This window comes from Pseudomonas vancouverensis, assembly GCF_004348895.1.
GTDB classification, from domain to species: Bacteria; Pseudomonadota; Gammaproteobacteria; order Pseudomonadales; family Pseudomonadaceae; genus Aquipseudomonas; species Aquipseudomonas vancouverensis.
Genome location: NZ_RRZK01000002.1, coordinates 439,594 through 462,243, shown reverse-complemented (window position 1 = coordinate 462,243; position 22,650 = coordinate 439,594). Strand labels below are relative to the sequence as shown.

The following is a 22,650-nucleotide window of genomic DNA, read 5'->3' as shown; positions in this document are numbered from 1 at the left end:
TGATGCCGCACGAATCCACTCCCTGCCAGTTACAAGCGGTGGCGAGCCTTCAACATGGCTTATTCAGCCGCGTCTTCAGCCTCCCAGTTGCGCGTACGGCTGACGGCTTTTTTCCAGCCGGCGTAGAGTTTTTCCTTGGCCGGTTCTTCCAGGGTAGGCTCGAATTGACGCTCGATCACCGCCTTGCCGCGCAGTTCTTCCAGGCTGCCCCAGAAGCCGCAGGCCAAACCGGCCAGGTAGGCCGCGCCGAGTGCCGTGGTTTCGCGCATTTGCGGGCGCTCGACCTGGGTGCCGAGGATGTCGGCCTGGAACTGCATGAGGAAGTTGTTCGCTACCGCACCACCGTCCACGCGCAGGGCCTTGAGGCGCTCGCCGGAATCCTGCTGCATGGCGTCCAGCACGTCGCGGGTCTGGTAGGCGATCGACTCCAGCGCGGCACGGATGATGTGATCGACGCGAACACCACGGGTCAGGCCGAACAGGGCGCCGCGGGCGTAGGGGTCCCAATACGGCGCGCCGAGACCAGTGAAGGCCGGCACCAGGTACACACCGTTGCTGTCCTTGACCTTGTTGGCAAAGTATTCGGTGTCGTGGGCGTCGTTGATGATCTTCAGTTCATCACGCAGCCACTGCACGGTGGAGCCGCCGTTGAACACTGCGCCTTCCAGCGCATAGGCCACTTCGCCACGAGGGCCGCAAGCGATGGTGGTGAGCATGCCGTGTTGCGATTTCACCGCCTTGTCGCCGGTGTTCATCAGCAGGAAGCAGCCAGTGCCGTAGGTGTTTTTCGCCTGGCCTGGCTCAACGCACATCTGGCCGAACAGGGCGGCTTGCTGGTCGCCGGCGATACCGCCGATGGCGATGCCGCTCTTGGTGTGGCCGTAGATTTCCGAGGAGGCTTTGACCTCCGGGAGCATCTCGCGCGGGATGTCGAGGATCTCCAGCATCTTCGCGTCCCACTCCAGCGAGTGGATGTTGAAGAGCATGGTGCGCGAGGCGTTGGTGTAGTCGGTGACGTGCACCTTGCCGCCGGTAAATTTCCAGATCAGCCAGCTGTCGACGGTACCGAACAGCAGCTCGCCATTGCGCGCGCGCTCGCGGCTGCCATCGACGTTATCGAGGATCCACTTGAGCTTGGTGCCGGAGAAGTACGGGTCGGTGACCAGGCCGGTGGTGTCGCTGATGTATTGCTCGTGGCCATCGCGCTTGAGCTGCTGGCAGATTTCGGTGCTGCGGCGGCACTGCCAGACGATGGCGTTGTAGATCGGGCGGCCGGTGTTCTTGTCCCAGACCACCGTGGTTTCACGCTGGTTGGTGATGCCGATGGCGGCCACCTGGTCATGGTGCAGGCCGGCTTGCGCCAGGGCTTCGACCATCACCGCGCTCTGGGTGGCGAAGATTTCCATCGGGTCGTGTTCAACCCAGCCGGCTTGCGGGTAGTGCTGTGCAAACTCCCGTTGGGCGGTGCAGACCACATTCGCGTCGCGGTCGAAAATGATCGCGCGGGAGCTGGTCGTACCCTGATCGAGGGCAATGATGTAGTTCTTATTCTGAGTGTCGGTCATGTCGATTGCCTTGGACGAATAAGGGAGTGAGGTCTGGCACGTAACCACTATGGGCAGGATCACGTGCCAACGGTATCAAGAAGTTCTGGGTTTGCCTTCAATGGCAGCTGTTGCCTGGGGTGTTGCAGGTGCAGCCTCTGGCAGATGACGGGCAATCAGCCTGCGATAGGCCGCGGCGCCCAGGCAGGCACCGACAATCGGTGCGAAAACCGGAATCAGGAAGTACGGAATATCCCGCCCGCCGGTGAAGGAAATTTCACCCCAGCCGGCAAAGAAAGTCATCAGCTTGGGGCCGAAGTCCCGCGCCGGGTTCATCGCGAAGCCGGTCAGCGGACCCATCGAGCTGCCGATCACGGCAATCAGCAGGCCGATCAGCAGCGGCGCCAGCGGGCCTTTGGGCAGGCCGTTGTTGTCGTCGGTCAGGGACATGATCACGCCCATCAGGATCGCGGTGATGATCACTTCGACCAGAAACGCCTGGGCCGTGCTCAGCACCGGGTTGGGGAAGGTGGAGAACACCGAGGCCAGTTCGAGGCTGGCCTGGGTGCCGCGAATCATGTGGTGGCTTTGTTCGAATTCGAAGAACAGGTTGCTGTACAGCGTATAAACCAGCAAGGCACCGCAGAATGCGCCGGCAATCTGGGCGAGGATATAGAACGGCAGTTTGCGTTTTTCGAAGTCGGTGAAGATGCTCAGCGCAATGCTCACGGCCGGGTTCAGGTGCGCGCCGGAGACGCCGGCGGTCAGGTAGATCGCCATGCTCACGCCGACGCCCCAGATGATGCTGATTTCCCACAAGCCAAAACTGGCGCCCGCGACCTTGAGCGCGGCAACGCAACCGGTACCAAAGAAGATCAGCAGCGCCGTGCCCAGGAATTCAGCCATGCACTGGCTCGAGAGCGACGGTTGTTGTAAAGCAATAGTCATTGAAACCTCAGTTTTTCTTGTTGTCTGGCGCTGCCTGGTATTCAGGCTCGAAGCGCGTTTTTCACCACGGCAGGATCCCCATCCTGGTCGCGGTTTATTGCAGGTTGTTTCTGTAAGACGTTTCGCTATTTTTTCAGAAACGAAAAAATATAGACAAGAAACACTGCTGTCAAAGGTCGAAAGTGAACCGTCGGTCATAAAGCAACTATTCGTCGCATGAATGAATTACTCAGTGAACAGCTGTACTGCCGAACGGTGGTTGGCGTTAAACCATGACGGTTCCTTGAAACAGTGCGGTCATAGAGCCTTTTGGCAATCAATGCCCTAGAATTCGGCGCAGTGTTTTTCTTCTGCCGAGCCGTCTGGAGCCGTCATGACCCCCGCATTGGATTTGTTGAAAAAAGTTCGCGCCGAACATCGCATCCACAGTTACGAACACGACCCGAAGGCGGCTTCCTATGGTCTGGAAGCGGCGGAAAAACTCGGGCTGGAACCGGCCCAGGTATTCAAGACGTTGCTGGCGGCCAGCGAAAAGGGCGAGTTGCTGGTGGCGGTGGTGCCGGTGGCCGGTACCCTCGATTTGAAGGGGCTCGCGCATGCCGCTGGGGTGAAGAAAGCCGAAATGGCTGATCCGGCGGCCGCCCAGCGCTCTACCGGTTACCTGTTGGGCGGGATCAGCCCGCTGGGACAGAAGAAGCGCCTGCGCACCTTCATTGATAATTCGGCCCTGCCGTTTGCGACAATTTTTGTCAGCGCCGGTCGGCGTGGTCTCGAGGTCGAGTTGGCGCCGGCAGTGCTGGCTGAACACACCCAGGCCAAGTTTGCCGATATCGGTCGCGCCTGACCTTTTTGTAAGCGCTGTATGGTGAAAATCGGGCTGCTCTGTCACTGGTGCGCTTTCTTCGAGGGCTGCATGCTCGCAGAAAAGGCAAAAGGAGATGTGTATGCAGCTTGAGTTTCATCAGGTCGACGCGTTCGGCGACCAACCTTTCAGCGGCAACCCGGCGATGGTGTATCGGCTCGACGGCTGGCTGCCGGATGAATTGATGCAGAAAATTGCCGCCGAGCACAATCTCGCCGAAACGGCTTTTGTCGTGCGTGAAGGGCAAGGCTGGCACATCCGTTGGTTTACCCCGACCACCGAGGTGCCGCTCTGCGGTCACGCCACACTGGCCAGCGCCCATGTGCTGTTCGACATCTACAAGGAGCCGGTCGAGCGGTTGGACTTCACCTGCAAGTCCGGCCCCCTGAGCGTGACCCGCGAGGGTGGGCGCCTGTGGCTGGACTTTCCGGCCATCATCCCGTCAGCCGTGAACGTGACGGCGGATATCGAGCACGCACTGGGGGTGAAAGTGGTCGAAGCCCGGGGCTCGAACGAACTGTTCGTGGTGCTGGAGTCCGAGCAAGCCGTGCTCGATTGCAAACCGGACATGGCTGCGTTGGCGAAGCTGCCGTGGCTCGGTGCCATCGTCACGGCGCGGGGCACGCAGCACGACTTCGTATCCCGTTACTTCGCGCCGGCGATTGGCATCAACGAAGACCCGGTGACCGGGTCGACCCACTGCCTGTTGATCCCGTATTGGGCGGAACAATTGGGCAAGTCTGAGCTGACGGCGTTTCAACGTTCGGCACGGGGCGGGGCGCTGTTCTGCCGCCTGGAAGGGGAGCGGGTGAAGATCGGCGGGCATGCGACGCTGGTGGCCAGCGGTACGTTGATGATCGGCTAAGCCAATTTCCCTGTGGGAGCGAGCTACCACAGGGATCATAGGGATCAGTGGGCGGTGCTGTAGCGCCGCACACCTGACTCCACCGCAGGAATCTGCGCCGCCGTGCTGCCGGACGCCTGGAACAGCACCAGGTGTTCCGCCGCGACACGAATACCGACATCCGCGCCCACCGGGTGATCGACGTGGCTCGGGAAGATCGATTCCAGTTGTGCACCGGTCGGCAGTTGCAGGCGGTACAAGGTCGAGGCACCGAGGAACGTCTTGCCGCTGATCCGCGCCTTCAATGGGCTGTCCGGCGCATGCACGATATCGTCCGGACGCAGCAGCACGTCCACTGCACCACCGACCGGCCAGGTGTAGGCCCGATTGCCGCGCAACTCACCCAGCTCAGTCTGCACCGATTCCGGGCTGCTCAGTTGGCCACGAATGAAGTAGCCCTGACCGATGAAGCTCGCCACAAACGGTGTCAGCGGCTCGTGGTAGAGGTTGTAGGGCGTGTCCCACTGTTCCAGGCGGCCTTCCTTGAACACCCCGACATGGTCGCTGACGGCGAAGGCTTCTTCCTGGTCGTGAGTGACCAGAATCGCGCTGGTGCCGCGATTCTTGAGGATATCTCTCACTTCCTGGCTGAGCTTGCGACGCAATTCACCATCGAGGTTGGAAAACGGCTCGTCGAGCAACAGCAGTTGCGGCTCCGGCGCCAGGGCGCGGGCGAGGGCGACACGCTGTTGTTGGCCACCGGACAACTCATGAGGGAAACGCTTACCGAGGCCCTTGAGGTTGACCAGTTCGAGCATCTCTTCGGTGACGCGACCCTTTTGCGGGTGCTTGCCAATCCCGAAGGCGATGTTGTCGGCCACACTCAGGTGGGGAAACAGGGCGTAGTCCTGGAACACCATGCCGATGCGACGCTTCTCCGGTGCCAGGGTGAAACCGGCGCTGGAAATGGTCTCGCCAGCCAGCTGGATGTCACCTTCGTGCACCGGTTCAAAACCGGCAATCGCCCGCAGCGTGGTGGTCTTGCCACAGCCCGAGGAGCCGAGCAGGCAACCGATGTCACCGGCATTCAAATGCAGGTTGAGGTTCTGTACGACACGCTGGTCCTGATAGCCGCAGGCGAGGTTGCGCAGGTTAAGCAGTAATGGCTGGCTCATGCGTGGTGGTACGACGGCGGCACGAGAAACTCGAGCAGGGCTTTTTGCGCATGCAGGCGGTTTTCCGCTTGATCCCAGGCCACCGAGCGATTGTCGTCCAGCAGGTCGACGCTGATTTCCTCGCCACGGTGCGCCGGCAGGCAATGCATGAACAGCACGTCGTCAGCCGCCAGGTCGAGCAGGGCACGGTTGACCTGATACGGCGCGAACAGTTGCAGGCGCTTGGCGGTTTCCTCTTCCTGACCCATGGAGGTCCAGACGTCGGTGCTGACCAGGTGTGCGCCACGCACGGCGTCTTGCGGATCGCGCACGATGCTCACTCGGTCGCCGGCCTTGGCGACGAATTCCGGGTTGGGCTCGTAACCTTCCGGGCAGGCAACGCGCAACTGGAAGTCGAACTGGATCGCCGCTTCTATATAGCTATTGCACATGTTGTTGCCGTCGCCGATCCAGGCCACGGTCTTGCCCTGGATGGAACCGCGGTGTTCGAGGAAGGTCTGCATGTCTGCCAGCAACTGACAAGGGTGCAAGTCATCGGACAGGCCATTGATGACAGGCACGCGGGAGTTGGCAGCGAATTCGGTGAGATTGCTGTGGGCAAAGGTACGGATCATCACGGCATCGAGCATGCTCGACATGACGATCGCGCAGTCGCTGATCGGCTCGCCACGGCCCAGTTGGGTGTCGCGCGGGGACAGGAAGATCGCCTGGCCACCGAGCTGGATCATGCCGGCCTCGAAGGAAATGCGGGTACGGGTCGAAGCCTTCTCGAAGATCATCCCCAGGACGCGGTTTTTCAGAGGCTCGAACAGTACGCCGCGGTTACGCAGGTCCTTGAGCTCAACGCCTCGACGGATCACGCTGACCAGCTCTTCGGGCGTGCAATCCATCAGGGAGAGAAAGTGCCTTGCGCTCATCATTGACTACCTTTTTGCTACAAACCGCAGATGCTCAAAACCTTGTTTATCGGAACAACGGACGAGACCTGCGGCGTAAGCCGCACGGGGGCGACGAAATAGGGGAAGGCGCGATCTTATAATTAAATGTCGCGTCTTACCAATAGGGCTACAGTTTTTAGGGAGTTTCAGAGGGGCTACAGCGGTATCGCGGTAGCACTTTTGAAGCCTGTTGACTGACAGCAGCGGGTCATTTGTACACTGGCCCCTTGGGGCTTGGCAATCGAGCAGGGCGCAGGCACGGCGCTATAAGTCGGTTTTTGACCGCTTGTTCCGTCTGTCGCCAGGCTGAAATATTTGCGAATGCAAAGTGCTGGGTTATAAATAAATCTCGAGCGACGCAGGAAGCCTCCCCGATGGAATCGAAAGAACAGCTACTGCTGGAACTGCTGGGCCTGACCGCACGCTCGCTGACCCACCTCACGGCCTCCATGACCACCATGTCTTTCGAGTTGCTGCGCAGCGAGGATGACATCACCCGGGCCGCCGGCCGCCATATGATCGACCGCATGGCGACCATCAGCAGCGGGCTGGACGAGCATTGGCGCCTGATCGCCGAGCTGACGGGGGTGGATGTCACTAACGGTTCCTTTGAAAACCTTCAGGAAATCCAGCAGCAGGTACCACCCAGGTTGCCTTCGAACTGACTGACGGTGGTCATCGGCGCGCCTGATGGGCGCCGATTCACAGGACGAACGTCGCTGGCGTGGCGACGGCTCCGGCGCCATAGTTTTGTTTCCGCGGCCAACGTTGCCCGCTCATAACAAGACAGAGACTGGCCATGACCAAGACTCTCCATCACCGTGCGTGCCATTTATGCGAAGCCATCTGCGGCCTGACCATCGAAACCACCGAGGTCGAAGGCGGCCAGGTGCAGATCACCTCGATCAAGGGTGACCCGCTGGATACGTTCAGCCGTGGGCATATCTGCCCCAAGGCCGTGGCCCTGCAAGACATCCAGAACGACCCTGATCGCCTGCGCCAGCCGATGCGCAGGATCGGCAATGAATGGCAGCCCATCGAGTGGCAAGCGGCGTTCGAGCTGGTTGCCGAACGAATGGCGGCGATTCAGGCGCAGCACGGGCAAAACGCCGTGGCGGTGTATCAGGGCAATCCCAGCGTGCACAACTATGGCCTGATGACCCACAGCAACTACTTCCTGGGCCTGTTGAAAACCCGCAACCGCTTTTCCGCCACCTCGGTCGACCAGTTGCCGCATCACCTCACCAGTCACCTGATGTACGGCCATGGCCTGTTGTTGCCGATCCCGGACATCGATCACACCGATTTCATGTTGATCCTCGGCGGCAACCCGCTGGCCTCCAATGGCAGCATCATGACCGTACCGGATGTCGAGAAGCGCCTGAAGGCGATCCAGGCCCGGGGCGGCAAAGTGGTGGTGGTCGACCCGCGTCGCAGTGAAACGGCGGCGATAGCCGATCAACACCTGTTTGTCCGCCCTGGTGGCGATGCGGCACTGCTGTTTGGCCTGCTCAATACCTTGTTTGCCGAAGGCCTGACCCGCGACAGTCATTTGCCGGTGGACGGTCTCGCCGACGTGCGCGAGGCCGTTGCCCCCTTTACTGCCGAGGCCATGAGCCCGTTGTGTGCTGTTCCGGCGGAGCAGATCCGCCAATTGGCCCGCGACTTCGCCGCTGCGCCCTCGGCCGTTTGTTATGGCCGCATGGGCGTGTCGACCCAGGCCTTCGGGACGCTGTGCCACTGGGTGGTGCAATTGATCAATCTGGTCACCGGCAATCTCGATCGCGTAGGCGGTGCCTTGTGCACGGAGCCGGCGGTGGATCTGGTGGCTACGACCTCGGGCGGCCATTTCAACCTGTGGCAAAGCCGGGTGTCCGGGCGCCCGGAATATGCCGGCGAGTTGCCGGTGTCTGCGTTGGCCGAAGAGATGCTCACCGAGGGAGAAGGGCAGGTCCGCGCGCTGATTACCGTGGCGGGCAACCCGGTGTTGTCCACACCCAACGGGCGAAAGCTCGAACAGGCGCTGGACGGGTTGGAGTTCATGGTCAGTGTCGACCTCTATATCAATGAAACCACGCGCTACGCCGACCTGATACTGCCGTCGACCTCGGCCCTGGAAAACGATCATTACGACACCACCTTCAACCTGTTTGCGGTGCGCAACGTCAGCCGCTTCAATCGCGCGATCCTCGCCAAGCCCGAAGGCGCATTGCATGACTGGGAGATCTTCGTCGGTCTGGCCCAGGCCTTTGCCGCGCACACCGGCAAGGAATTAAAACCGACGATCCCGCCGGCGCAAATGATCGATCGCGGGTTGCGCATGGGCCTGTATGGCGATGCGGCGGAGCAGAAGTTGTCGCTGGCCACTTTGTTCGATCACCCTCATGGCGTCGACCTGGGCGCGCTCAAGCCCAACCTGGCGCAGCGCCTGAAAACCGCCAATCAGCACGTACAGGCAGCTCCCGCGGAAATCCTCGCCGACCTGGCGCGCTTTGCCGCGCTGCAGGCGCCAGCCGCCGATGAGTTGTTGATGATCGGACGGCGCCACGTACGCAGTAATAACTCATGGATGCACAATTATCATCGCCTGGTCAAAGGCAAGCCGCGCCACCAGTTGCTGATGCACCCGGATGATCTGGCCAGTCGCGGGCTCAGCGATGGGCAGCGAGTTCGCGTCAGCTCACGGGTGGGTGAGATTGAAGTCGAGGTACTTGGTACTGCGGACATGATGAAAGGCGTGGTCAGCCTGCCCCACGGTTGGGGCCATGCGCGGCCGGGTGTACAGATGGCGATCGCCAGCAGCCAGCCGGGCTCCAGCGCCAATGACCTGACCGATGAGTTGCAGCTCGACGAGTTGTCGGGTAATGCTGCGCTCAATGGCGTACCCGTGACGGTTGCCGCCGCTTGAATCGGTCTGACGGAGAGACCGAGCAGGGCGCTCGGCTTTCCGTTACAATGCGCCACCGTGCCGACCCATGAGTCGGAAAGTTCAGCCGAGGTGCTCCATGGATATCATCGAAACGATTAAAGAGCAGATTGCCAACAACACCATTCTGCTTTACATGAAAGGCTCGCCGAATGCCCCGCAGTGTGGCTTCTCTGCGAAAGCCGCGCAGGCCGTGATGGCATGTGGCGAAAAGTTTGCGTACGTGGACATCCTGCAGAACCCGGAAATCCGCGCCAACCTGCCTAAATACGCCAACTGGCCAACCTTCCCGCAACTGTGGGTGGCCGGTGAGCTGGTCGGCGGTAGCGACATCATGACCGAAATGAGTGCTGACGGTTCGCTGCAAGCGCTGATCAAGGACGCTGCTGCCAAGGCTGCTGCTGCCAAGACCGAAGCCTGATCCGCTTTATGTGGGAGCCCGCTCCCGCAGTCGTTTCAGGGTGAGCCTGAAATCGACGCATAAAAAAGCCCCGCCTCTTCGAAAGAGCGCGGGGCTTTTTATTGCATCGAGATTAGGGACGAAGAACTTACTCGTCGTCGCCCATCTGCGATTGCAGGTAGTTCTCGAGACCGATCTTGTCGATCAGGCCCAATTGGGTTTCCAGCCAGTCGATATGTTCTTCTTCGGATTCAAGAATATCTTCAAGCAGTTCACGGCTACCGAAGTCGCCGACTTTTTCGCAGTGGGCAATGGCCACTTTCAGATCGGCGTGGCCGGTTTTCTCGATGCGCAGGTCGCACTCGAGCATTTCTTTGGTGTGCTCACCAATATGCAGCTTGCCCAAGTCCTGGACGTTCGGCAGGCCTTCAAGGAACAGGATGCGCTTGATCAGCTTGTCCGCGTGCTTCATCTCGTCGATGGATTCGTGGTACTCGTGCTTGCCGAGCTTGTTCAGACCCCAATCTTCATACATGCGCGCATGCAGGAAGTATTGATTGATCGCGACCAGTTCATTGGCAAGGATCTTGTTGAGATGCTGGATGACTGTAACGTCGCCTTTCATGATGGGGTCCTGCCCTGTATTAGCTGTCAATAGAACAGAGTTTGAGCCGCGTATTTAATAGTGTCAAACCTAAGTTATTGAAACTTAAGTGAAAATTAATCGGAATAAGAATGTTTGTGTTCCGCGTCTGAAGCTTAACTAGTTGATTTTCAGGCATAAAAAAACCGGACATGCGTCCGGTTCTTTGAAATTCGATTTTTAAGCGGCGGTAAATTCTGCTGGATAAGGAATCGCTGCCTGGGCGGTTTGCAGTTTGGTCAGCGTTTCGCGGACCACTTCCTTGGCAAGGCAGGCACATTTGCCGCATTGGCTGGCAACGCCGGTGGCCTGGCGGACTTCCTTGTAGCTGCAGCATCCTTCATAGATTGCATCGCGGATTTGACCGTCGGTGACGCCAGTGCAAAGGCAAACATACATAGGGGAAGACCGTCGCTGATTGTGACTCAATTGCGATGGATCTTAATGTTAACGAGAATGATTGTCAAAGTGGTTTCTGAGCACTTCTCGTCATAAGGGCGAGCGCCTGACGAACGGTTGGTCGCAACGCGCAATGTAATGATGGATTTTATCGGGCCGGGAAAAAACAGCTAAGCCAGGTCCGACACGCGGTGTATGATGGCCGGTCTTTTGCGACAGGGGTTCGTGTCACAGGGCTGTCGCTTGAGGGTGGCAGGCTGACGCGAACCTTGTTACTCACGCTAATACACCAGGAGATATCCAATGAGCGTACTCGTAGGCAAACAAGCCCCTGACTTCACCGTACCGGCCGTTCTCGGCAATGGCGAGATCGTTGACAGCTTCACCCTGTCCTCGGCCATCAAAGGCAAATACGGCCTGGTGTTCTTCTACCCACTGGACTTCACCTTCGTATGCCCGTCCGAGCTGATCGCTCTGGACAACCGCATGTCCGAGTTCAAGGCTCGCAACGTTGAAGTGGTCGCTGTGTCGATCGACTCGCACTTCACCCACAACGCATGGCGCAACACCCCGGTGAACAACGGCGGCATCGGCGAAGTTCGCTACACCATGGCTGCTGACATCAAGCAGGAAATCATGAAGGCCTACGACGTTCAGTCCGCTGACGGCGTTGCTTTCCGTGGCGCGTTCCTGATCGACAACAAAGGCGTTGTCCGTTCGCAGATCATCAACGACCTGCCACTGGGCCGTAACATGGAAGAGCTGCTGCGTCTGGTTGACGCCCTGCAATTCCACGAAGAGCACGGCGAAGTTTGCCCTGCCAACTGGAAAAAAGGCGACAAAGGCATGAACGCTTCGCCAGAAGGCGTTGCGGCTTACCTGACCGAGCACGCTGCTGCTCTGTAAGGCACCTGCTTCAGGTACAAAAAAAACCGGCCATCGAGGCCGGTTTTTTTTATGCGCGACGACAGCCAGTGCTGTTGGCGGTGACTTGTGGCGAGGGAGCTTGCTCCCGCTGGGCAGCGAAGCGGCCCCAAATGGAACTGCTGCGCAGTTCAACGGGAGCAAGCTCCCTCGCCACAGGACAGCATTAAATCAATCGTCGAAATCTTCCCAGCCGCCCATTTGTTTCCAGCGATTGACGATGCCGCAGAACAGTTCCGCCGTCTTTTCGGTGTCGTAACGGGCCGAATGAGCCTCACGACCGTCGAAATCGATGTCGGCAGCCTGACACGCCTTGGCCAGCACGGTTTGACCGTAGGCCAGGCCAGCCAGTGTGGCGGTGTCGAAGCTGGAGAACGGATGGAACGGGTTGCGCTTCATGTCCAGACGCGCCACCGCAGCGTTGAGGAAGCCCAAGTCGAAGCTGCTGTTGTGCCCGACCAGAATCGCCCGCTTGCAGCCGTTGGCCTTCAAGGCCTTGCGCACGCCACGGAAAATGTCGTTCAGTGCCGTTTCCTCACTCACCGCCATGCGCAGTGGGTGATCGAGCTTGATGCCGGTGAACTCCAGGGCCGCCGCTTCGATGTTGGCGCCTTCAAAGGGTTCGACCCGGAAGAAGTAGGTGTGATCCGGGTAGACGAAACCCTTCTCATCCATCGCGATGGTGGTCGCGGCGATTTCCAGCAGGGCGTCGGTGGCCGAGTTGAAGCCACCGGTTTCTACGTCGACGACAACCGGCAGGTAACCACGGAACCGCGCCGCCATGGGATGGCGCGAGCCGCCTGAGCCGCCCTGGCCTTCCTGTTCGTCGTCGAAATGGTCTTCACTCACGCGTGTTCCTCCAGCAGGCGCCAGCGCAGTTTTTCACCGGCGCGCAGCGGGATAACGGTCAGCTCGCCAAACGGCAGGCTGGTGGGGGCGGTCCATTCTTCGCGAACCAGGGTGATGCGATCGGTATTGGCCGGCAGGCCGTAGAACCGCGGGCCGTTGAGGCTGGCGAAGGCTTCGAGCTTGTCCAGCGCATTGCGCTGTTCGAAAGCCTCGGCGTACATCTCGATGGCCGCATAAGCGGTGTAGCAGCCGGCACAACCGCACGCCGCTTCTTTGGCGTGCTGGGCGTGCGGCGCCGAATCGGTTCCGAGGAAGAATTTCGCGCTGCCACCGGTGGCGGCGTCGAGCAGGGCTTCCTGGTGCGTATTGCGCTTGAGGATCGGCAGGCAGTAGAAGTGCGGCCGAATCCCGCCCACCAGCATGTGGTTGCGGTTATACAGCAGGTGATGCGCGGTGATGGTCGCGCCCACGTTGGCCGGGGCCGAGTTGACGAACTGCACGGCGTCGGCGGTGGTGATGTGTTCGAACACCACTTTGAGCGTCGGGAAACGCTCGACCACACGACGCATGTGCTCGTCGATGAAGATTTTCTCGCGGTCGAACACGTCGACATCGCCACGGGTGACTTCACCGTGGATCAACAACGGCATGCCGACTTCGGCCATGGCCTCGATAGCGGGGAAAATCTTGTCGATGCTGGTGACGCCAGAATCCGAGTTGGTGGTCGCGCCGGCCGGGTACAGCTTGGCGGCGTGCACGAAACCGGTGGCCTTGGCCGCGCGGATTTCTTCAGGCTGGGTACGGTCGGTGAGGTACAGCACCATCAACGGTTCGAAGGTGCTGCCGGCCGGGCGGGCAGCGAGAATCCGCTGGCGATAGCCGTCGGCTTCGGCCGCGTTGCGCACCGGTGGTACCAGGTTGGGCATGATGATGGCGCGGCCAAAGGTGCGCGCGACATCCGCGACGGTATTGGGCAACACGGCACCATCGCGAAGATGAATGTGCCAGTCGTCGGGACGCAGCAGGGTCAGGCGGTCGGACATGAGGGGATTCCAGGCGGGTCAAACTCAGGGGAATGCTACCGGAAAAGACTCTTGCAGGCACTCGCTATCAAGTTTTGCGGGAAGCTTCCGATATCCAACAGGTATGCCGTAAACATCTGTGTGTCGGTCTTTTTGTTGTAGAAGCCAGTGGAGCCTCCTGTGCGCCAGCGTTATTTAGCCTTGCTCAGTGTGTTTGCCAGCCTTCCCGCGATGGCGCTCACCTTCCAGACCCGTCTGGAGAACATTGAGTGGACGGTCGAAGGGGACAAGTTCGAATGTCGTCTGACTCAACCGATCACCGATTTCGGTGCGGGCGAGTTCGTGCGTCGCGCCGGCGAGCAAGCCACGTTTCGTCTGAAAACCTACAACCCGATGCTGGGTGGCGGTTCGGCGACCCTGTTGGCAGCAGCGGCACCCTGGCAGCCGGGGCGTGAAGACATCAACCTGGGGACGGTGAGAATCGGCAGTGGCGATGTCTTGTTCAACAGCTCGCAGGTTCAGGCCGGACGCCTGATCAGCGGCCTGATGGATGGACGCAGCCCGGTAATACGCCGTGCCTCGAGCGATGGCCGGGTGTCTGAGGTGCGTTTGCTACCGGTTAAATTCAACAAGGCGTTTAGCGATTACCAAAGCTGTGTGGCCAAGTTGTTGCCACAGAATTTTGATCAGGTGAAACAGTCCGAGGTCGGCTTCCCTGGCGGTGGCATCGATCTGGATGCAGCGGCAAAGGCCCGGCTGCAGGTGATGCTTGAGTACATGAAGGCCGATCCGACGGTCAATCACATCGAGCTGGATGGCCACTCCGACAACAGCGGCAATCGCTTGACCAACCGCGAGCTGTCGCGGCGCCGGGCGCTGGCGGTGATGGACTTCTTCAAGGCCAATGGCATCCAGGAGTCGCAGATCACCCTGCGTTTCCATGGCGAGCGTTACCCGTTGGCGCCCAATACCAACAATGCCAACCGCGCCAAGAACCGTCGTGTGGCGGTGCGCCTGGAACGCGGAGCCCCTGCGGAACAGGTCGCGCCTCAGGCAACGAAACCCGGTGTCACGGCAACTTCCTGACCTGCGGGTCATCGTCGCGCTCTCGACATAATCTGTCGCTTCGTCGTCATAAGCTGTCGCGCCACTGTAAATTATCCTGCATGAGCGGTAGACTTCTCGGCTTTCCGTAGAACCCCGTGGAGTGATGGCATGGCGGACGTAAACAAGGTCGTTCTGGCGTATTCCGGCGGCCTGGACACTTCGGTGATCCTCAAGTGGCTGCAGGATACTTATAACTGTGAAGTGGTGACCTTTACCGCTGACCTGGGTCAGGGCGAAGAGGTCGAACCTGCACGCGCCAAGGCTCAGGCCATGGGCGTCAAAGAGATCTACATCGACGACTTGCGCGAAGAGTTCGTGCGCGATTTCGTTTTCCCGATGTTCCGCGCCAACACCGTTTACGAAGGCGAGTACCTGCTGGGTACTTCCATCGCTCGTCCGTTGATCGCCAAACGCCTGATCGAAATCGCCAACGAAACCGGCGCTGACGCCATTTCCCACGGCGCCACAGGCAAGGGTAACGACCAGGTTCGTTTCGAACTGGGCGCCTACGCCTTGAAGCCAGGTGTGAAAGTGATTGCACCATGGCGCGAGTGGGACCTGCTGTCCCGCGAGAAGCTGATGGACTACGCCGAGAAGCACGCGATCCCGATCGAGCGCCACGGCAAGAAGAAATCCCCGTACTCGATGGATGCCAACCTGCTGCACATCTCCTATGAAGGCGGCGTGCTGGAAGACACCTGGACCGAGCACGAAGAAGACATGTGGCGCTGGACCGTTTCCCCGGAAAACGCGCCGGACAAGCCGCAGTACCTGGAACTGACCTACCGCAACGGCGACATCGTGGCCCTGGACGGCGTCGAAATGACTCCGGCCACTGTGCTCGCGACCCTGAACCGTATCGGTGGTGAACACGGTATCGGCCGTCTCGACATCGTCGAGAACCGTTACGTGGGCATGAAGTCCCGTGGCTGCTACGAAACTCCAGGCGGCACCATCATGCTGCGCGCGCACCGTGCGATCGAATCGATCACCCTGGACCGTGAAGTGGCTCACCTCAAAGACGAGCTGATGCCTAAATACGCCAGCCTGATCTACACCGGTTACTGGTGGAGCCCTGAGCGTCTGATGCTGCAGCAGATGATCGATGCTTCCCAGGTGAACGTGAACGGTGTGGTGCGCCTGAAGCTGTACAAGGGCAACGTGATCGTTACCGGTCGCAAGTCTGACGACTCGCTGTTCGACGCCAACATTGCCACCTTCGAAGAAGATGGCGGCGCTTACAACCAGGCGGACGCGGCAGGTTTCATCAAGCTCAATGCGCTGCGCATGCGCATTGCAGCCAACAAGGGCCGCAAGCTGTTCTGAGCCCTCTGAGCCTGTAATCGAATCCGTGGTCTCGTCATCGACGAGGCCACGGATCTGAAGAATGCTCGGTGTGACATGACACCGGGATGTTGCACTTTCCTTCCTTTGACGGGTTACTCGACATGCTCGAGAACACTCAGTCTGTGGGAATTCAAGTTGTAGGCGAGACAGAACATTGCATGGCGTTTCCTGGTCCGCTTCAAATGCTTGAGCACATCTGCCTTCAATAAGGCGTCTGATTCGGCACTGGTGACAAACACCACCACGTGCACAGCTTTTTCCTGTGGTTTACCGATTTTTCCCAGAAGCCCTGCAATATCCTTTTTCTCGCTTGTCGCGCACGCATCAATGATGTGCAGGTCTTTTGCCGCCAATGGCAGCTGAGCAACGTGAGCGGCGACGCATGCGGTATTAGGCGCGGCCTCGAGTGGTGGTGCCTGCGCATTGGCGGGCGCGCGGTCTGATTGCTCCCTGATATTCATGAAATGCTCTTCCTGCCTGAAATCGGAAGGTGCATAAAGTGAGCGATAGTTGAAGTTGAGCGTGGCGAAGAAAAGCAACAACAGATAAAAGGGAAAGCTGATCAGAAACCAGACATAGAGGTCTCTTTCATCGTCATTGAGAAAGGGTAGCGAAACAGCGGCCGACGCTTCAGACAGAGTCGCGAATATCGCAATGATGGTCATTGGGTTGGTGATTCTTCTTTGGCGTAGGGTCATATTTTTTACTCATATGAATTCGGCTTTCTCAATGTTGAATCAGGGAAGGGAGGGCTGGAGTGAGACAGGGTAATATGTTTTGTCCCGTTTGTGCTTACTCTCGTTCTTGTGGCGATGCGGTTTATTGTTGCCTGATATCATAATTATTCAATGTTGAATCTTCCCTGTATGGGCGAGTGAATAAGTGGCTTGTGATGTTTCTGGTATGAATGTTGATTGAGAAATTATCCGTTACTTTTTAATTGTGTATGTGGATAAGTTGGATTCGGTAGTGTGGCTTAGTGTGCGTGTTCGTATTTTTCTTGATGTGAATTGATACAAAAAAATGTTTGAAGGTGCGGAGTTTAATTTCGAATGGCGTTTTTTTCGGGGAGGGAGCAAGGCTTTTTTGTAAGAATAATCTGTGATGGTTGTAGGGAATGTCTCTTGGTGAGGATGGCCGGGAGTGGCAGCATGCAATGGGTGAAACGACTAGGCTATTGTGCGGGCTCTAAAAATTCGAACAGCGAAAATTGGACTTGCCCATGAACAAAGTGCTGATCGTCGATGATCATCCTGTCATTCGTCTTGCGGTGCGTATGCTGATGGAACGTCATGGCTACGAAGTCATCGCAGAAACCGATAATGGCGTGGATGCGTTGCAACTGGCTCGTGAACTTGAACCGGACATTATCATTCTGGATATCGGGATACCGAAACTTGACGGGTTGGAAGTAATTGCGCGTCTTTCATCGACGGCAATGCCAATAAAAGTATTAATTCTGACATCACAGGCGCCAGGTCATTTTTCCATGCGTTGCATGCAGTCAGGTGCTGCCGGTTATGTGTGCAAGCAGCAGGATCTGACGGAGTTGCTCAGTGCAATAAAGGCGGTGCAGTCAGGCTACAGTTATTTCCCCAATCAGGCATTGCACACCGTACGTGCAAGTCTGGGTAACGCCAGTGAAGCGGATATGGTGGACAGGTTGTCCGGACGCGAAATGATGGTTTTGCAGCAGTTGGCCAGAGGCAAGACCAACAAGGAAATAGCCGATGGTATGTTTCTCAGCAACAAGACCGTCAGCACCTATAAGACTCGATTGTTGCTAAAACTCAACGCACGCTCGCTGGTTGACCTGATCGAGTTGGCTCAGCGTAATGGGCTGCAGTAATGCCGCAGGTTCAAGGCACGAAACGCCTGGCGAAGGCGAGCAGGTAATAAAAAAGCCTCCGGTCAGGGAGGCTTTTAATGGTCATAAGTCAAAATCGTAATCGGCCAATTGCTTTTGCAGTCGGCGCTCCTCCAGCAAATTGTCGATGGTTCGGCGTTTGCTCAGGTTGGTCTTTGCTACTTCAGCCACCGGTTCAGCGTCGTCGGTTTCAGCGGCGATGAAGTCGTCCTCTACGTCCAATTGCTCTTTGCCAGTACTCATTTAGCTACTCCAGGCTAAGAAGGCCTTTGGCGCTCCTTATATCGACAATCGCCCGGCGGGTAAAAAAGATTTTTTCAATCGGCTGATCCCGAAATCCAATAGCGGCTCAATCGTCGGATGTTTTGAGCTTGTATTCGCACAAATCCTCGATCCGACAGCTTCCGCAGCGGGGCTTGCGGGCCAGGCATACGTAACGCCCGTGCAGGATCAACCAATGATGGGAGTCGAGCAGATACTGCTTGGGCACGAACTTCATCAGCTTTTGCTCAACCTCCACCACATTCTTGCCCGGTGCGATACCGGTACGGTTGCTGACACGGAAAATGTGCGTGTCCACCGCCATGGTCAATTGGCGGAAAGCGGTGTTGAGCACGACGTTGGCCGTTTTGCGGCCAACGCCGGGCAAGGCTTCCAGTTCCTCACGGGTTTGCGGCACTTCCCCGCCGTGCCGTTCGACGAGCAGGCGGCACGTCTCGATCACGTTTTTGGCTTTGCTGTTGTACAGGCCGATGGTCTTGATGTATTCCGACAACCCTTCGACGCCCAAGGCATGAATAGCGGCTGGGGTATTGGCCACCGGAAATAGTTTTGCCGTGGCCTTGTTGACGCCGACGTCGGTCGATTGCGCCGAGAGAATCACGGCAATCAGTAATTCGAACGGAGAGGAATAGGCCAGTTCGGTTTTCGGTTCCGGATTGTCTTCGTGCAGTCTGCGGAAAATTTCCAGGCGTTTTGCAGCATTCATGTAAGAGGTCTTTCCTCGGATGCAATCAATGTGAAGGTGTTGAACGCCAGGCCTGCCAGGCAGCAATCAACAGCCCCAGCAGAATGAACCCGCCTGGGAGCAGCGTCACCAGGCGCAAGCCGCCGTCCGTCAACAGTATCCAACCGTGCCAATCGGGTGACGCGTTAGCGAACAGCCAGGTCAGGTGGCTGCCCAGTGTGCCGCCGCCAATGATTTCGCGCAGCACGCCCAGTGTCATCATCAAGGCACCCAACACGCCGGTCAGGCGTAGGCGCTCGGGCCAGGTGGTTTGAAAGAAACCGCCGTGTTCAAGCACGAGGCATTGCAAGGCAATCAATGCGGCATAGATCCCCAGCTGTTGCTGCCATGGCAATGACCAGGCCTGAAGCAGGAGTTGCACGCAACTGGTCAGTGTTGCCGCGATGAAGATGGCTGCCAACAGATGAGTGGCAGGTGCCAATCGCGAGCGTAAAAAGCCCATGCACAGACCAAAGGCGCAGGTTACCACGGTGAACATCAGCCAAAGTCCCAGGGCCGTCACCAGCGAACCCGTGGCGCCCAGCAGTGGTGTCAACATCAGTGAGTTGAGGAGCGTGAATGATCTACTCACCGGTTGAACTCCCAAACAGTTGTTGGCGGTGTTCGTCGAAGTAACGCAATGCGTCATGTACGGCGTTGATCACTGCTCTCGAGGTGATCGTTGCGCCGGCAATCTGATCGAACTGTCCCTGATCCTTCTTTAGCGCCCAGCCGCTGTCATCGGGTTCGTTCCGGGACTTGCCGGAAAATGCCTGCAGCCAGGTGTTCGGCCAGTCGGCGATGCGAGCCCCGAGCCCGGGTGTTTCCGTTTGCTTAAGCGTTTTGACGCCCAGCAGTCGGCCGTTGACGTCGATGGCAATCAACAGCTCAAGAGGGCCGGCGTAGCCAGTTGTCTGGCTGCGCAGTAGCACGGCGGCAGGATGTCCGGCTTTGGTTGCCAGGTAAGCGGTGAGCAACGTGCTGTTTGCCAGTTTACTGTTTTCAAGGGGAAGAGGCTGTTCAAGCGGCTGATTGTCGTAGCGTTCTGGCGGGAGAACATCCAGGTACTGACGACTGTCGATCAGGCGTTGCTCGGCCGCAAAATGCGGCGCGCTGCTGCGCTGTAGCAGATACGTAGCGCCAATCCCGACGATGGCCAGTAGTGCGACGATCGCTGTGCTTGCTGCACGGTTCATGGGACCGTCCGGTTCTGTCTGGCCAGGATGAAGCGCTCCAGGGCCGGTACGCATAAGTTCATCAGCAGGACGGCAAAGGCCAAACCATCGGGGTATCCGCCCCAGGTGCGTATCAGATAGGTCAGGACGCCGACCCCCGCACCGAACAACAACCGGGCGCCCGGGCTTTTAGCACCGGACACTGGCTCGGTGATGATGAAAAACGCTCCCAGCAGGGTCGCGCCGGTGAGCAGATGAAACACCGGCGAACCGTGTGAGTCGGAGCCCGAGCCGTTCCAGCACAGCAGGCTGATGATGAACAGGCTGGCGAGCATGCCGAGCGGTGCGTGCCAACTGATCACCCGTCGGTGCAGTAACAGGGCGCCACCGGCGAGGAACGCCAGGTTGAGCCATTCCGCACCGCGGCCGCCGAAGTGTCCGAACGCCGGGTTACTGGCAAACAATTCATCCATGGTCAGGCTTTTGTTGATCCGCAGGCTGTCCAGCGCCGTGGCCTGTGCCCAGGCATCCGGGAGCTTGCCGAAACCGAACACTTGCTGCAAACCACTGAGCAAATCCACGCCATGGGGCGAAGGCCAATGGGTCATGGGTTGTGGAAAGGTCACCATCACCAGAGCGAAGCCGAGCATGGCCGGGTTGAACGGGTTGTTGCCTACGCCACCGTACAGGTGCTTGCCAAACAGCATGGCGGACGCGGCAGCGCTGATCGGCAACCACCAGGGACAGTACGCCGGCAGCGCCAGGGCCAGCAACGTGGCACTGACCAGCGCACTGCCGTCACTCAAGGTCGGCATCAGCGGCCGTCTGCGCAACTGCAAAACGGCTGCTTCAGCCGCCAGTGCCGACAGTGCCGTCAGTATCAGGTTGATCAGTACGCCCCAGCCGTAAAACCAGAAGGCGACGAACACGCCGGGCAGAAGCGCCAGCAGCACCCACTTCATGGCTTGCTGCAGGCGATCATCAACCGGTTCAAGGGGCGGCATGGGCATCCACCAGGCGCTCGGCTTCGCTGACCGCGCGCTCCAGGGTTTCAATCTGTTCTGCAGGAGCGTCGCTGGCCTGGGCCTTCTTCAGTTCGGCACGGCGCATCGCCAGCTGAATCTTCGCTCGTTTCAAATCAGCGTCCGCTGCGGGTGCGGCCACCGATGGCTTGGGCGCAGGAGCGGGCGGGGTGGAGCTTTCCAGTTGCGCCAGCGTTTGTTCGGCCGCTTCATATTGTTGCTGCAGAACGATCAGTTGCGATTGCTGTTCGAAGGTCGGCGGATGGCCGAAGGCCTTTAGCGATTTATGCAACTGCGCACGGCTCATCGCTACGTCGATCTTGGCTTTTTTCAAGGCTGCATCGGCATTGGCAAGCTTCTGTGCGCGCACACGTTCGAGGGCGGCTTGCACAGGGTCGAGCACCGATTCGGCAGGTTGCGCCGCACGCTGTTGGCGGGCCAGGCGTTCGGCCTGTTTTTGTTGCTCCTCGCGCAGCAGGCGTGCATTGCGAGATTCAAAACGACGCCGTGCATGATTGCGTTTGGTGGTCCGGGCCTGCTGCGCCTCGGCGGTGAAAGCCAGTCCGCCGACGACGGGCAGCACGCTATCGAGCGGTAAAGGATGCATTTCAATGCAGTCCACGGGGCACGGCGCCACGCACAGATCACAGCCGGTGCATTCGTCGATGATCACCGTGTGCATCAGTTTTGCCGCGCCGACAATGGCATCCACCGGGCAAGCCTGGATGCATTTGGTGCAGCCGATGCATTCGGCCTCGCGAATGTAGGCAATCTGCGCGGGCGCCGAGCCGCGACTGATGTCCAGTTCCAGTACGGGCACTTTCAGCAGTTCGGCCAGGGCCGCGATGGTTTCATTGCCGCCCGGCGGGCATTTGTTGATCGGTTCGCCTTGGGCGATACCTTCTGCGTACGGTTTGCATCCGGGGTGGCCACATTTGCCACATTGGGTCTGCGGCAGGAGGGCATCGATGCGTTGAATCAGACTCATGTTTTGATCAGTCCACTGAATCCGAGAAAAGCCACTGCAATCAGGCCGGCGCCGATCAGATCGATCGGCAAGCCGCGAAATGGCAGGGGAACATCGTTATCGACGGTGCGTTGGCGCAGGTCGCTGAACAGGCTCAGCACCAGCCAGAAACCCAGCCCGGCACCGAGGCTCATGGCGATGGCGTGAAAGAGGCCTTTGTCCTCTTGAGCATTGAGCAGTGCCACGCCGAGTACGCCCGCATTGCCCAGCAACAGCGGCCAGAGACCGTCGAACGACAGTGTTGGAAATACCCTGGTCAGCAATTTCAGCAACGGTTTGATCAGCAACACGCTCAACGGCAGGAACACAAACAGGCTTAGGGCCGTCACGTCCAGCGGCAGCAGAACCCATTGGAAGATCCCGTAGCCACACCCACCCACCAGCAGCGTCAGGCACGTGGTAGCGATGCCCAGGGCATGCACTTGACGGCGCTCGCTGCCCAGCAGTGGATCGACGCCCAGTGGCCAGTGCAACACGACATTGTTGATCAGGGCGGCGCTGAAGAGCGTGAGCAGGATTTCAGTCATGGTCGTGCCGATGATGCAGGTATGTTCGCCTGCAGAAGAGGTTCAGAAAAGCTTAGGCATTATCCGGCAATGGCGAGGAGTGGGCCAGAAATGAAAAT

At 58.7% G+C, this 22,650-nt stretch carries 26 protein-coding genes; 10 read left to right on the top strand and 16 right to left on the bottom strand.

All coding sequences use genetic code 11. The features are described from left to right. Positions 1–59: 59 nt before the first annotated feature. Complete coding sequence (gene glpK, locus EIY72_RS02410) at positions 60–1,565, bottom strand: glycerol kinase GlpK (RefSeq protein ID WP_093226520.1); 1,506 nt, start codon at positions 1,563–1,565, stop codon at positions 60–62. A gap of 75 nt (positions 1,566–1,640) precedes the next feature. After that, entirely contained in the window at positions 1,641–2,492 is an 852-nt protein-coding gene (locus EIY72_RS02405) for an MIP/aquaporin family protein (protein ID WP_093226517.1), read from the bottom strand. Here EIY72_RS02405 and EIY72_RS29830 point away from each other — a divergent pair. The 3 genes from EIY72_RS29830 (at position 2,449) to EIY72_RS02395 (ending at position 4,219) form a co-directional block, all read left to right on the top strand. Beyond that, a complete protein-coding gene (locus EIY72_RS29830) occupies positions 2,449–2,712 on the top strand; it encodes a hypothetical protein (protein ID WP_162276433.1) in 264 nt (87 codons plus the stop codon). The two genes, EIY72_RS02405 and EIY72_RS29830, sit on opposite strands and share 44 nt — an antisense overlap. Before the next feature lie 153 nt (positions 2,713–2,865). Beyond that, positions 2,866–3,336 (top strand): Cys-tRNA(Pro) deacylase, encoded by a 471-nt coding sequence (ybaK, locus tag EIY72_RS02400; RefSeq protein WP_093226515.1) that lies wholly within the window; start codon positions 2,866–2,868, stop codon positions 3,334–3,336. A 100-nt stretch (positions 3,337–3,436) separates the two neighbouring features. Beyond that, positions 3,437–4,219, top strand: coding sequence for a PhzF family phenazine biosynthesis protein (locus EIY72_RS02395; protein WP_093226512.1), 783 nt, complete (start codon positions 3,437–3,439; stop codon positions 4,217–4,219). A gap of 44 nt (positions 4,220–4,263) precedes the next feature. Here EIY72_RS02395 and EIY72_RS02390 read toward each other — a convergent pair whose 3' ends face one another. Further along, positions 4,264–5,373: an ABC transporter ATP-binding protein gene (locus EIY72_RS02390; protein ID WP_093226509.1), complete on the bottom strand. Its 1,110-nt coding sequence runs from the start codon at positions 5,371–5,373 to the stop codon at positions 4,264–4,266. Next, positions 5,370–6,290 carry an ornithine carbamoyltransferase gene (argF, locus tag EIY72_RS02385; protein WP_093226506.1) on the bottom strand — a complete coding sequence of 307 codons (921 nt, stop codon included), beginning with the start codon at positions 6,288–6,290 and terminating at the stop codon, positions 5,370–5,372. The genes EIY72_RS02390 and argF overlap by 4 nt, the downstream gene beginning before the upstream one ends. Before the next feature lie 395 nt (positions 6,291–6,685). Here argF and EIY72_RS02380 point away from each other — a divergent pair, with 395 nt between their 5' ends. The 3 genes from EIY72_RS02380 to grxD all read left to right on the top strand — a co-directional run bounded on the left by EIY72_RS02380 (position 6,686) and on the right by grxD (position 9,658). Further along, the gene (locus EIY72_RS02380; RefSeq protein WP_093226504.1) at positions 6,686–6,976 is read left to right on the top strand and encodes a hypothetical protein; all 291 of its coding nucleotides are present in this window, start codon (positions 6,686–6,688) and stop codon (positions 6,974–6,976) included. 134 nt (positions 6,977–7,110) lie between these two features. Next, complete coding sequence (locus EIY72_RS02375) at positions 7,111–9,219, top strand: molybdopterin oxidoreductase family protein (protein WP_093226501.1); 2,109 nt, start codon at positions 7,111–7,113, stop codon at positions 9,217–9,219. A gap of 97 nt (positions 9,220–9,316) precedes the next feature. Further along, on the top strand, positions 9,317–9,658 hold the full coding sequence (gene grxD, locus EIY72_RS02370; protein ID WP_007938922.1) for a Grx4 family monothiol glutaredoxin: 342 nt from the start codon (positions 9,317–9,319) through the stop codon (positions 9,656–9,658). A gap of 127 nt (positions 9,659–9,785) precedes the next feature. On the opposite strand, the gene bfr is transcribed toward grxD, so the two are convergent. Then, positions 9,786–10,262 (bottom strand): bacterioferritin, encoded by a 477-nt coding sequence (gene bfr, locus EIY72_RS02365; RefSeq protein WP_093226498.1) that lies wholly within the window; start codon positions 10,260–10,262, stop codon positions 9,786–9,788. Positions 10,263–10,460: 198 nt separating this feature from the next. Then, entirely contained in the window at positions 10,461–10,679 is a 219-nt protein-coding gene (locus EIY72_RS02360; protein WP_093226494.1) for a bacterioferritin-associated ferredoxin, read from the bottom strand. Positions 10,680–10,982: 303 nt separating this feature from the next. On the opposite strand from EIY72_RS02360, the gene EIY72_RS02355 reads away from it, so the two are divergent. Continuing rightward, a complete protein-coding gene (locus EIY72_RS02355; protein WP_093226492.1) occupies positions 10,983–11,585 on the top strand; it encodes a peroxiredoxin in 603 nt (200 codons plus the stop codon). A gap of 189 nt (positions 11,586–11,774) precedes the next feature. Here the strand turns inward: EIY72_RS02355 and rnt are convergent, their stop codons facing one another. Together rnt and pyrC are read right to left on the bottom strand one after the other, a co-directional pair. After that, positions 11,775–12,452, bottom strand: a complete 678-nt coding sequence (rnt, locus tag EIY72_RS02345) for a ribonuclease T (protein WP_093226489.1) — start codon at positions 12,450–12,452, stop codon at positions 11,775–11,777. Next, positions 12,449–13,495 carry a dihydroorotase gene (gene pyrC, locus EIY72_RS02340; RefSeq protein WP_093226486.1) on the bottom strand — a complete coding sequence of 349 codons (1,047 nt, stop codon included), beginning with the start codon at positions 13,493–13,495 and terminating at the stop codon, positions 12,449–12,451. Before pyrC ends, rnt begins: the two co-directional genes overlap by 4 nt. 159 nt (positions 13,496–13,654) lie before the next feature. On the opposite strand from pyrC, the gene EIY72_RS02335 reads away from it, so the two are divergent. Both EIY72_RS02335 and EIY72_RS02330 read left to right on the top strand, forming a co-directional pair. Beyond that, positions 13,655–14,560: a flagellar protein MotY gene (locus EIY72_RS02335; RefSeq protein ID WP_093226483.1), complete on the top strand. Its 906-nt coding sequence runs from the start codon at positions 13,655–13,657 to the stop codon at positions 14,558–14,560. 129 nt (positions 14,561–14,689) lie between these two features. After that, positions 14,690–15,907 (top strand): argininosuccinate synthase, encoded by a 1,218-nt coding sequence (locus tag EIY72_RS02330; protein WP_093226480.1) that lies wholly within the window; start codon positions 14,690–14,692, stop codon positions 15,905–15,907. Positions 15,908–16,020: 113 nt separating this feature from the next. Here the strand turns inward: EIY72_RS02330 and EIY72_RS02325 are convergent, their stop codons facing one another. Beyond that, a complete protein-coding gene (locus EIY72_RS02325; protein ID WP_093226477.1) occupies positions 16,021–16,626 on the bottom strand; it encodes a hypothetical protein in 606 nt (201 codons plus the stop codon). 524 nt (positions 16,627–17,150) lie between these two features. Here EIY72_RS02325 and EIY72_RS02320 point away from each other — a divergent pair. Then, positions 17,151–17,777, top strand: a complete 627-nt coding sequence (locus EIY72_RS02320; RefSeq protein WP_093226473.1) for a response regulator transcription factor — start codon at positions 17,151–17,153, stop codon at positions 17,775–17,777. An 81-nt stretch (positions 17,778–17,858) separates the two neighbouring features. Here EIY72_RS02320 and EIY72_RS02315 read toward each other — a convergent pair whose 3' ends face one another. The 7 genes from EIY72_RS02315 to EIY72_RS02285 all read right to left on the bottom strand — a co-directional run bounded on the left by EIY72_RS02315 (position 17,859) and on the right by EIY72_RS02285 (position 22,552). Beyond that, positions 17,859–18,038 (bottom strand): PA3496 family putative envelope integrity protein, encoded by a 180-nt coding sequence (locus tag EIY72_RS02315; RefSeq protein WP_093226470.1) that lies wholly within the window; start codon positions 18,036–18,038, stop codon positions 17,859–17,861. A gap of 106 nt (positions 18,039–18,144) precedes the next feature. Further along, positions 18,145–18,783, bottom strand: a complete 639-nt coding sequence (gene nth, locus EIY72_RS02310) for an endonuclease III (protein WP_093226467.1) — start codon at positions 18,781–18,783, stop codon at positions 18,145–18,147. 25 nt (positions 18,784–18,808) lie between these two features. After that, a complete protein-coding gene (locus EIY72_RS02305) occupies positions 18,809–19,393 on the bottom strand; it encodes an Rnf-Nqr domain containing protein (protein ID WP_093226464.1) in 585 nt (194 codons plus the stop codon). Further along, entirely contained in the window at positions 19,386–19,997 is a 612-nt protein-coding gene (locus EIY72_RS02300; RefSeq protein WP_093226461.1) for an RnfABCDGE type electron transport complex subunit G, read from the bottom strand. The genes EIY72_RS02305 and EIY72_RS02300 overlap by 8 nt, the downstream gene beginning before the upstream one ends. Then, positions 19,994–20,980 carry an RnfABCDGE type electron transport complex subunit D gene (locus EIY72_RS02295; protein ID WP_093226458.1) on the bottom strand — a complete coding sequence of 329 codons (987 nt, stop codon included), beginning with the start codon at positions 20,978–20,980 and terminating at the stop codon, positions 19,994–19,996. Before EIY72_RS02295 ends, EIY72_RS02300 begins: the two co-directional genes overlap by 4 nt. After that, positions 20,967–21,986 (bottom strand): electron transport complex subunit RsxB, encoded by a 1,020-nt coding sequence (gene rsxB / locus EIY72_RS02290; protein WP_093226455.1) that lies wholly within the window; start codon positions 21,984–21,986, stop codon positions 20,967–20,969. Before rsxB ends, EIY72_RS02295 begins: the two co-directional genes overlap by 14 nt. After that, a complete protein-coding gene (locus EIY72_RS02285; protein ID WP_093226452.1) occupies positions 21,983–22,552 on the bottom strand; it encodes an electron transport complex protein RnfA in 570 nt (189 codons plus the stop codon). Before EIY72_RS02285 ends, rsxB begins: the two co-directional genes overlap by 4 nt. Between the last annotated feature and the right edge of the window lie 98 nt (positions 22,553–22,650).

Excerpts from the sequence above, each read along its gene's own strand:
- glpK (WP_093226520.1), bottom strand. The coding sequence starts at position 1,565 with ATGACCGACACTCAGAATAAGAACTACATCATTGCCCTCGATCAGGGT.
- EIY72_RS29830 (WP_162276433.1), top strand. The coding sequence starts at position 2,449 with ATGCACTGGCTCGAGAGCGACGGTTGTTGTAAAGCAATAGTCATTGAA.
- EIY72_RS02405 (WP_093226517.1), bottom strand. The coding sequence starts at position 2,492 with ATGACTATTGCTTTACAACAACCGTCGCTCTCGAGCCAGTGCATGGCT.
- ybaK (WP_093226515.1), top strand. The coding sequence starts at position 2,866 with ATGACCCCCGCATTGGATTTGTTGAAAAAAGTTCGCGCCGAACATCGC.
- EIY72_RS02395 (WP_093226512.1), top strand. The coding sequence starts at position 3,437 with ATGCAGCTTGAGTTTCATCAGGTCGACGCGTTCGGCGACCAACCTTTC.
- EIY72_RS02390 (WP_093226509.1), bottom strand. The coding sequence starts at position 5,373 with ATGAGCCAGCCATTACTGCTTAACCTGCGCAACCTCGCCTGCGGCTAT.
- argF (WP_093226506.1), bottom strand. The coding sequence starts at position 6,290 with ATGAGCGCAAGGCACTTTCTCTCCCTGATGGATTGCACGCCCGAAGAG.
- EIY72_RS02380 (WP_093226504.1), top strand. The coding sequence starts at position 6,686 with ATGGAATCGAAAGAACAGCTACTGCTGGAACTGCTGGGCCTGACCGCA.
- EIY72_RS02375 (WP_093226501.1), top strand. The coding sequence starts at position 7,111 with ATGACCAAGACTCTCCATCACCGTGCGTGCCATTTATGCGAAGCCATC.
- grxD (WP_007938922.1), top strand. The coding sequence starts at position 9,317 with ATGGATATCATCGAAACGATTAAAGAGCAGATTGCCAACAACACCATT.
- bfr (WP_093226498.1), bottom strand. The coding sequence starts at position 10,262 with ATGAAAGGCGACGTTACAGTCATCCAGCATCTCAACAAGATCCTTGCC.
- EIY72_RS02360 (WP_093226494.1), bottom strand. The coding sequence starts at position 10,679 with ATGTATGTTTGCCTTTGCACTGGCGTCACCGACGGTCAAATCCGCGAT.
- EIY72_RS02355 (WP_093226492.1), top strand. The coding sequence starts at position 10,983 with ATGAGCGTACTCGTAGGCAAACAAGCCCCTGACTTCACCGTACCGGCC.
- pyrC (WP_093226486.1), bottom strand. The coding sequence starts at position 13,495 with ATGTCCGACCGCCTGACCCTGCTGCGTCCCGACGACTGGCACATTCAT.
- EIY72_RS02330 (WP_093226480.1), top strand. The coding sequence starts at position 14,690 with ATGGCGGACGTAAACAAGGTCGTTCTGGCGTATTCCGGCGGCCTGGAC.
- EIY72_RS02325 (WP_093226477.1), bottom strand. The coding sequence starts at position 16,626 with ATGACCCTACGCCAAAGAAGAATCACCAACCCAATGACCATCATTGCG.
- EIY72_RS02320 (WP_093226473.1), top strand. The coding sequence starts at position 17,151 with ATGAACAAAGTGCTGATCGTCGATGATCATCCTGTCATTCGTCTTGCG.
- EIY72_RS02315 (WP_093226470.1), bottom strand. The coding sequence starts at position 18,038 with ATGAGTACTGGCAAAGAGCAATTGGACGTAGAGGACGACTTCATCGCC.
- nth (WP_093226467.1), bottom strand. The coding sequence starts at position 18,783 with ATGAATGCTGCAAAACGCCTGGAAATTTTCCGCAGACTGCACGAAGAC.
- EIY72_RS02300 (WP_093226461.1), bottom strand. The coding sequence starts at position 19,997 with ATGAACCGTGCAGCAAGCACAGCGATCGTCGCACTACTGGCCATCGTC.
- EIY72_RS02295 (WP_093226458.1), bottom strand. The coding sequence starts at position 20,980 with ATGCCGCCCCTTGAACCGGTTGATGATCGCCTGCAGCAAGCCATGAAG.
- rsxB (WP_093226455.1), bottom strand. The coding sequence starts at position 21,986 with ATGAGTCTGATTCAACGCATCGATGCCCTCCTGCCGCAGACCCAATGT.
- EIY72_RS02285 (WP_093226452.1), bottom strand. The coding sequence starts at position 22,552 with ATGACTGAAATCCTGCTCACGCTCTTCAGCGCCGCCCTGATCAACAAT.